Origin of the sequence: Frankia sp. KB5 (assembly GCF_002099325.1) — a bacterium.
In the GTDB taxonomy this organism is placed as follows: domain Bacteria; phylum Actinomycetota; class Actinomycetes; order Frankiales; family Frankiaceae; genus Frankia; species Frankia casuarinae.
Genome location: NZ_MRUJ01000177.1, coordinates 20,607 through 27,753, shown reverse-complemented (window position 1 = coordinate 27,753; position 7,147 = coordinate 20,607). Strand labels below are relative to the sequence as shown.

General features: G+C 72.1%; 6 protein-coding genes. 2 read left to right on the top strand and 4 right to left on the bottom strand.

Annotated elements, in window-relative coordinates; genetic code table 11:
* The 4 genes from KBI5_RS17230 to KBI5_RS17215 all read right to left on the bottom strand — a co-directional run.
* The coding region (locus tag KBI5_RS17230) for a type II secretion system F family protein (RefSeq protein WP_241882989.1) at positions 1–1,262 on the bottom strand (1,262 nt) is incomplete at its 3' end.
* Between the two features lie 65 nt (positions 1,263–1,327).
* Entirely contained in the window at positions 1,328–2,578 is a 1,251-nt protein-coding gene (locus tag KBI5_RS17225) for a TadA family conjugal transfer-associated ATPase (RefSeq protein ID WP_085015827.1), read from the bottom strand.
* Positions 2,575–3,783 (bottom strand): septum site-determining protein Ssd, encoded by a 1,209-nt coding sequence (gene ssd / locus KBI5_RS17220; protein ID WP_051868653.1) that lies wholly within the window; start codon positions 3,781–3,783, stop codon positions 2,575–2,577. The genes KBI5_RS17225 and ssd overlap by 4 nt, the downstream gene beginning before the upstream one ends.
* A 288-nt stretch (positions 3,784–4,071) precedes the next feature.
* Positions 4,072–5,088, bottom strand: coding sequence for a hypothetical protein (locus KBI5_RS17215; protein ID WP_241882987.1), 1,017 nt, complete (start codon positions 5,086–5,088; stop codon positions 4,072–4,074).
* A gap of 458 nt (positions 5,089–5,546) precedes the next feature.
* On the opposite strand from KBI5_RS17215, the gene KBI5_RS17210 reads away from it, so the two are divergent.
* Entirely contained in the window at positions 5,547–6,044 is a 498-nt protein-coding gene (locus KBI5_RS17210) for a phage holin family protein (RefSeq protein WP_023840723.1), read from the top strand.
* Positions 6,045–6,211: 167 nt separating this feature from the next.
* The gene (locus tag KBI5_RS17205; protein WP_085015823.1) at positions 6,212–7,126 is read left to right on the top strand and encodes an alpha/beta hydrolase; all 915 of its coding nucleotides are present in this window, start codon (positions 6,212–6,214) and stop codon (positions 7,124–7,126) included.
* The last annotated feature ends 21 nt before the right edge of the window (positions 7,127–7,147 follow it).

Here is a 7,147-nt window from a genome sequence, read left to right as displayed (position 1 = left end):
GCGGGGACGGATCCGAGGACCATGGGGACCACTCCGAGCAGGAGAAAGGCGGGAAGGAAGCACAGGCCCAGGGGCGCGACCGCCAGGACACCTGCCCGACGAGCCGCGGCGATGCTCTCCGCGTGGGCTTCGYCCCTGGCACGATCGGCCAGTCGGGTGAGAGTGGCGGCGAGCTTCGCCCCGGACATCTCCGCGCGATCGAGCGCCATGATCGCTGCCCGCACCATCCTGGCCCGCCGGGACGGCGGCGTCACGCGGCCGCGGCGAGCCCATCCGGGCAACCGGTCGGTGAGTCGGGGAGCATGACTCGCGGCCACCAGTCGCTCGCATGCGGCGCCCACCGTGGCGCCCGCCGCGAGTGCATCGCCCACGGAGCACAGTTCCGCGCCCAACACGCCACCGGTGGCGGCGCCGACGGCCCGCGCCGCCGACATAATGGTTTCCCCGCTGCGTAGACACGCCGCGATCAGGTCCAGGGCCAGGGGAAAGTCGGCGAGGAACCGGTTGTGCCCCGCCACGGCGGAGGTCGGGGGCGCGAGGCCCGTTGCATCCACGGCCACCGGCTCTCCCCGTCGCTCCACGCCGTCCGCCAAGCGGCGAAGCCAGCGGACTCCGACCAGGTCGGCGAGCCCGCCCACGAGCAGGCATCCGATCCCCGCCGGCGTGCCCAGCAGCACCGCAATCGGCGCTGCTCCCGCGAGCGACCCCAGGACGATTCCGGCCAGCGGAAGCGAGGCCACCAGCCGTCCGGATGACCGGGGCCCGGCCAGTGCCGAGGTCAGCTCGCCCGCCCGCACCGCGTCGGCGCGGGCGACCGCCGCGAGCATCGTCGCGACGGGCGCCAGCCTTGCGCCGACGGCCGCGCAGACCTGGTAGGCGACTCCGAGCTGCCGCAGTGATGACGCCTCACTGCGGCACAACAACGCACCGGGCTCCTCCGTCCGGTCGAGCGCGGCACCGAGCTGGTCGATGGGCAGCCACGCCGATCGTCCCGCCGGTGCCGCAACGAGTTCGTCGATGCCGCCCGCCGCCCGGCGTAGGGCCTCGAGCTGGGGTGCGCCGGCGTCGAGCTCGGCCGCGAACGCGGCGAGGAGGTCTTCCGCGGACTGGCGGACCGCCACCTGCCTGCGCCGCTCCAGTGACCGCCGTCGCGCCCGGGCGAGACAGCAGAGCAGCACGGCCATGACGCCCGCAGCCACCGGTCCGGAGGCCAGCGTGAGCAGGACGGCACCGAGGACCAGGCCGATTCCTGAACCGATCATGGTTCCGGTCCTCGGCCGGGTGACTGCGATGGTTGCCGGGACGGTCCCCACGCGCTCGAGTACGGTCATGCTCGCCTCCGCACCTGCGACCCGGCGTCAACCAGGGCTGGAAGYGAGACACCGCGCACGTCCAGCAGGTCACGCAGGATCGGYAGACCCTCCGCCGGCGTCGGGTCGCAGGCGCGCAGGGCTGGCCCGTTCCGGGAAGGTGCGGCAGGAACGACCAGGGCCGGCACGACCTGAACCAGTCCGCTGTCCGTCTGGCGGAACACCCCGATCGCGCAGACCCGACGGCGGCCGTCGGCCTCCCGGCAAAGATGAACGGCGGTGTGGAGCGCTGCCGCGATATGGCTGTGGACCGCGGGGCGGGACAGCCCGGCGAGGGCGGCGAGAGCCTCCAGGCGGGTGGGCAGCGCACTGGTGTCGTTGGCGTGCACGGTGCTCAGCCCGCCCTCGTGACCGGTGTTGAGGGCGACGAGGAGATCGAGCACCTCGGGGCCGCGGACCTCGCCGAGCACCAGCCGATCCGGGCGCATGCGCAGCGCCTGGCGGACCAGATCGCGCTGGGTCACCTCGCCAGCGCCCTCGATGTTCGGCGGGCGGGCCTCGAGCCGCACCATCCCCGGACGGTCCATGACGAGCTCGGCGGTGTCCTCCACCAGCACGATCCGTTCGTCGGGGCGCACCGCTCCCAGTAGTGCGGCAAGCAGTGTGCTCTTGCCCGAGCCGGTGCCCCCGGTCACCACGATCGCAAGTCGGGCGCTCAGGACCGCGTGCAGCACGCCCGCCACCGCCGGGCTCATTGTTCCGGCGAGCACGAGTTCGTCGAAGGTGAAGGGGCGACGCCGGGTCCGTCGCAGCGACAGGCACGTACCCTGCACCGCGATCGGTGCCAGAACCGCGTGCAACCGGGTTCCGTCGCGCAGTTGCACGTCAGCGAAGGRCATCGCGGCGTCCAGGCGCCGCCCGGCCGTCGCGGCGAGACGAACGGCCAGGCRCCGCACCGCTTCCTCGTCCGCGAACGCGACCGAGGTACGGATGAGCCGGCCCCGGCGTTCCACCCAGACCTCACCGGGCCCGTTGACCAGGACATCGGTGACGTGCGGATCAGCGAGGAGGGGATCCAGCGGGCCGGCTCCGGGCGGCTCCGCGGGTGCGGTCACCGGTTCTGACGGTTCGAGCGGTTCCGATGGAATTGCGGACGGCGGTGAAGATCGTGTGGAGACCGCGGGCCTCGCGGCCGCTCGGGCAGCCGGTGAGGCCGTGTGACCTGTGGCGGGGAATGGGGACCTGCGTCGCTCGCCGAGCCCGGTCATGACCAGGCCTCCGGATCGGGCCACACCCGTGGCCCGAGAACGCAGAGGCGGGTCAGCAGCTCCTCGCTGAGGCGATCGATGGTGTTCCTGTCGGCTGAGCCGCCGTAGCGGTCGCGAGTGGGAACCGAACGGTGCCGTCGGCTGCTGATCACCCCGGCCAGTGGCACGCCGAGCATCGTGGCGATTGCCTCCGGGGTGAGGCGGTCGGACGGGTGCAGCCGGACGACGGCGCGCACATCGGCGGACCGGCGGATGGCGGCCGAGCAGACACGTTCGGCCGCCACGATCGACGGCAGGTCCGCGGGCGTGACGATCAGCACCGTCTGGCAGGTCCGCAGGGCCACGGTGGTGCCCGCGTCGACTGCGGTGGCCGCCGGATTCCCTCGGCCGGGGAGATCCAGGATCACCAGGTCGGACGTGCAACGAGCGGTCGCGAGCAGGGTGGCCATCGTCGCCGGGGGAACGGCTGGGCTGACGGCGGGATCCCAGGACACCACGGAGAGGTCACCCCGGCGGGGCAGCCGGTCGGACCAGGCGATCGGTCCGACCGGGCCGCTCCCGTCCATCTGGTCATGCTGGTCGTGGCGCGTGGGAAACAGCGGCGCCAGACTGGAGGTCTCCCCGCCAGGGAAGGCACCGGACATGGACGGCACGAGGCGGGTGAAGGCGGGGGCGAGCCCGCCACCGTGCGGATCCGCGTCGATCAGCATCGTGCGCAGGTCGTGCCTCAGCCCGGCCAGGGCCAGCGAGACGGCCAAGGTGGAGGCTCCCGTCCCGCCGCGGCCGCCGATGATGCCCAGCGTCACCGAACGATGCCGATCGAGGCCGTCGAGATCGCTGAGGAGGTCGACCAGCCAGGGCTCGGCTTCGGGAAGGAAGACCACGTGATCGGCGCCGATGCGCACGGAGGCGTCCCACACCCGGCCGTCGTCGACGTGTCCCCCGACCAGGACTACATGCCGTCGATCGGGCAGCGTGGCCGCGATGCACGGCTCGACCTCGTCCATTCCGACGATGACCAGGGGAGCCGACGTCCAGTTGCGGCGCACCGCGCTCATCTCGGCGGCGACCGTCATCGACACACYGGCGGCCGCCGCAAGCCGCAACAGATCGTCGAGCAGGTCGGGAATGGCGGTGACGATGAGCGGGCGTACGACCGGACCGTGGTTCTCCGCGGCGGTCAGCAGGGGCGGAGCAGGGGACATGGCGGCCTCGTTCCCATCGGGGTCGGGGAAGACGTGGTCTCACCATGCGCCGGGACAGGCCCTGTGGATGACCGCCCTCCACAGGGCCTGAAGATGTTCTGATGGAGGTTTCGACCTGCCGAGACCTGCCGAGGCCGCAGGCCGGGAACGCGTGGCTGCCGCCCACGTGGCAGGAGGGGGCGGCAGCCCACGCAGGGGTCCGCACCGAGTGGTTCATACGGGCAGGTTCGTTGTGGTCCATCCCTGCAGCGGATCCGTCAGGTGCGTCAATCGCTCCGTAAGTGTGGATCAGGTTCGGGCGAGCGCCTCGCAGACGGCGAGGGACTCCCGCGCGGCGAGTTCCAGGGCCTTCGCGCAGTGCCGTACCCAGATGGCCACGCCGTCGGCGCCGCCACCGACATAGGCCGCGGCGGCCTCGCGGTACCCGGCGTAGGCCTCTCCGGCGTAGGCCTCTCCGGCGTGGGCGTCCCCCGCGCGGTCCACCCGCAGGATGCTCGCCGGGTTCTGTCCCATCTCGAGATGTCCGACGTCGGTCGCCGTGAGTGCCTTGGGATCGAGGCCCCGGCCGATCAGGACCAGACGGGCGGCGGCCCGGGCGATGACCCCGTCGAGGGCGCCGAACGGTCGTAGGGCCAGCAGCTCCCCGTGCACCACGGCGGCCACCACGATCGCCGGCGCGCTCGTGGGCGCGACGAGGAGTCCGGTCAGGCCATCCAGCCGAACCGAGGTCTCCACCGAGTGGGGAGGCGGGCCCAACCGCAACGGGTCGAGGATCGCCCGGGTGCCGGCATCGGCCCGCGGACGACCGAGCTCGTCGTCCGGGACGAAACCCCGGCCCAGCAGCACGTGCATGCGGGCCAGGGCCTGTCGCGGTGCCCGCTCCCAGGCCGGAACCAGGATGCCCAGTTCGGCGTAGAGCCGAACCGTGCCGAGGACGACAGGTAACGGATGGCCGGATCCGGTCATGGCGGCGTCGTTCCGTGTACCGCGGTCGGTGACCGCTCCGGCCTTCGACGCGTCCGTTTCCTCCGGGCCGGGGAGCACGCCTTCGGGCCCGGACCGGGCCAGGTGCGCCCGCAACTCGTCCAGGCTGATCTCGTATCCCTCGAGGGCGGCGCAGGCGCGGGCGGCCCGYAACGATGCCTCCGCGGTCACCTCGGCGCTCTGGCGGCGCAGAACGCGGTGGCGCAGAAGCGTGTCCACCGCGGATCGGGCGCTGTCCGCGGCTTCACGCACCCCGGGCAGAGCGGCAACACGGGCGAGTGGATCGGCGGCGAGGATTGTTCCAGACGGGCGGAGACTCACAGCTCGCACGCTACCCGTCCGCGCCATGCGGGCTGGGCCATGCGGGCTGGGCCGTGCGGGGTCGGACCGTCCAGGCCAGGCGGGCCGGGCCAAGCGGGAAGACGGTGAGACCCGTAGGAGGAGTCACAGGTCTGAGCCGCGTCGTTGGGCCCCCAGGCGGCTCCGCGCGGGGGAGACTGCGTAGCGGGACCGGGGCGGCGGACCGCGTCATGATGGGGGGACGGTCGGCCGGGAGGGTATTGACGGTATGGACCGGAGGGGGCCGGGGCGGATGGCCTCCGGTGGGGCCTCCCGGTCCGCCGCCGGTTCGGACCCTGTCGGATCAGGGTGCATGTCGGATCAGGGTGCATGTCGGATCAGGGTGCATGTCGGATCAGGGTGCATGTCGGATCAGGGCGGTAGCGCGAACTGTCCCGCCGTCCAGCACGGGCGGGTCGCCGCCAGAGGGAGGACCAGAAGTGTCGATCGCAGCCGGGAAGGCTCGGGACGGCCGTGAGCCGACGCTGGGTGAGCTGGTGGCTCTGGCCACTCGCGATGTCTCGTTGTTGGTTCGTCAGGAGATCAACCTGGCCAAGGCCGAGCTTGCCCAGCAGGCGGTGTCGGCTGCGCTCGGAATCGGTTTTCTGGCGGTGGCGGCCGGCCTCGGGTTCTGCGCTCTGATCGCCGTCACGATCTTTCTGGGAGAGCTGTTCACCTGGGCCGGCATCGAGCGTTTCTGGTCCTATCTGCTGACGGCCGGTCTCTACCTCGTCGTCGCGGGGCTGCTGGCCCTGTTCGCGATGGCGCGGTTGCGCAAGCTCTCCCCGCCCGAGCGGACCATCCAGACCGTGCGCGACGACATCACCTGGCTACGTAATCCGACGACCGCCCCAGCCAGGTCGGCGGGTCCGGTCGGACCGGGAGACGCGGTCGAGTCGGCGGGTGCGGCCGCCCACCCGGGCCAGCGCGGGCACTGACGTCCTGTTCGGTGTTCGCCGGTACCCAAGCTGCAGGCGCGGTCGGCACAGGGTCTGGCGAGGGAGCCGGCGGCGGACGTTCGAGGGCCGGCGGCGGACCCCACGACCGGCTCGTCACGAGCACCGCCGGTCCGGGGCCGGGGGCTGGTCTGCCATCCTGGCAGGCGATGGAGGACACCGTTCCCGAGCCCGCCACCGTCCTGGTCGACGGGCCGTGGCGGCACCGTGACGTGTCTGCCAACGGTACCCGGCTGCACGTGGCGGAGTTGGGGAGCGGCCCGCTCGTCCTGCTGCTGCATGGCTTCCCGCAGTTCTGGTGGGCCTGGCGTCACCAACTCACCGCGCTGGCGGCGGCGGGCTACCGCGTCGTCGCGCCGGACCTGCGCGGCTACGGAGCGAGTGACAAGCCGCCTCGGGGCTATGACGCCTTCACCCTCTCCGATGACGTGGCCGGTCTGGTCAGAGCATTAGGGGAACCGGACGCCGCGGTCGTGGGCCACGACTGGGGTGGGCTGCTTGGCTGGACCACTGCGGTCCGTCATCCGATGGTGGTGCGTCGACTCGCGATCCTGGCCATGCCCCATCCGTTGCGGCTGCGGCACCAGATCGCGGCGGATCCTCGTGGTCAGGGTGTCGCCAGCCGGTACATGCTCGGTTTTCAGCTGCCGTGGCGGCCCGAACGGGTCCTGGTGGCCGAGGACGCCGCCCACGTCGCAACGCTGCTACGCGGCTGGGGAGGACCTGGGTATCCGGATGCCGAGGCCGAGCGGCGATATCGATCGGCGATGCGCGTTCCCGGGGTGGCGCACAGCTCCCTGGAGTACCACCGGTGGATCTTCCGGTCGTTATTCCGGCCCGATGGGGCGCGTTTCGGTAGTGTCCTCCGTCGGTCGCTGCGGATGGAGACCCTGCAGATACACGGGGAAATGGACCGTTGTTTCCTGCCGTCCACCGCCCAGGGCTCCGGGCGTTACGTCAGCGGCCCCTACACCTGGCGTCTGCTCGGTGAGATCGGGCACTTCCCGCATGAGGAGGYCCCCGACCTCGTCAACGCCGAACTGCTCGGCTGGCTTCGTCCCTGAGCGTCGCCCGGCCACCGGTGC